Origin of the sequence: Prevotella sp. TF12-30 (assembly GCF_003436715.1) — a bacterium.
Classification (GTDB): Bacteria; Bacteroidota; Bacteroidia; order Bacteroidales; family Bacteroidaceae; genus Prevotella; species Prevotella copri_A.
This window is the reverse complement of record NZ_QSQJ01000111.1, coordinates 1-1,202: the sequence shown is the minus strand read 5'-3', so window position 1 is coordinate 1,202 and position 1,202 is coordinate 1. Positions and strand designations below refer to the sequence as shown.

Below are 1,202 nucleotides of genomic sequence, written 5' to 3'. Positions count from 1 at the left end.
GGCGGCATCTCGAACGGATACTGCAGGTTGGCAGAGCCACGGTTGTTTGCGCTTGGAGGCGCAATGACATTGAGCTTCGCCGTCGGGTCTGCCGCCTTGATGTCGTTCATCATCGTCGGGGCAAAGCCTTCGGTCTGCGGTGACTCCGGTGCCTGTATCACGCCGTTGATCATGTCTGTGAAGTGGGTCGTCTTTGAAACGACACACTCTTCCTTCTTGTCCACACGCACACGCTCCAACGCAACCCAATGCTTCTCGGCCGGGTCGTAGTAATAGGTACGGATGTCGTCCTCGGTATAGCCGCTTGGTATTCTCGTGCGGTCATACTTTATCTTGACAGTCGCACCCTCGCCTGTGAAGTGTGTTCCGTGAGGGAGAAAACGGTAGCCATGTCCTCCTGCCGTGACGTTGGTCATGGCAAAGTCAAGCTCAGGAACATTCTCCTCTCCGATAGAGTTCACGGAAAGGCTTCTGTTCCGAATGAGGTCTTTCTGAAGAACGACCAGTTTGCTACCTCCTACGGAGATACTGTCAGAGACACCCTTCTTGAAGAGTTTTCTCACGGCTGTCCCGTCCTTTGCCGAAAGGGACAGTGTGGCGGCAAGCAGTAAAACCAATGCCCACGCCACCTTCTGTATATAATTCTTCATGCGTATCTTCCTTTAAGTTACTTTACTGAGATTTTCCTTGTATGCTCCCCATTCTCGGAGATTGCCTTCACGACATACACACCCGATGCGGGAACCTTGAAGTCGGCTTGCTTGACGCTTTCGCCTGTCATTTGGCGTGACACTACCAGTTTGCCTGATACGTCAAACACCATCAATGTGGCTGCAGCAGGCTTGTCCTGTGTGAGTTTAGCCTCGTAGATACCTGTAGTAGAACCGTTGCCATTGACAGTGAAATCCTCGTCTTCTCCAGAAATGAAGGTATTGTCAGCCTGTCTGTCCGAGCTGCCCACATGGCTCTCCCTTACCTGTGTTCCGTTAGGCATACTTGCATCACACTCGCTGCCGACATAGACGGTCATCGTTGTCGTACACTTCTTGGGTGTTTCTATCTGCACGTTGCCCCTTGTGGTGAATGAGGTTACAGGCGTACCGTTTACGGTAAGGTCTGTGATATGTGTCTCGCCCTTTCCGTACTTGATGCAGAACCGCCATGCACGAAGTGACCAGACATATTCATGATGCACGGTCTGT

2 protein-coding genes are annotated in these 1,202 nt (G+C 51.9%); both read right to left on the bottom strand.

The genetic code is table 11. The annotated features are described in order from the left end of the window. A partial coding sequence (locus DXD25_RS16295; RefSeq protein ID WP_233522367.1) for a hypothetical protein occupies positions 1-650 on the bottom strand: 650 nt, incomplete at its 3' end. A gap of 17 nt (positions 651-667) precedes the next feature. Continuing rightward, positions 668-1,202: T9SS type A sorting domain-containing protein (locus tag DXD25_RS16290; protein ID WP_147327959.1), on the bottom strand; the 535-nt coding region annotated here is incomplete at its 5' end.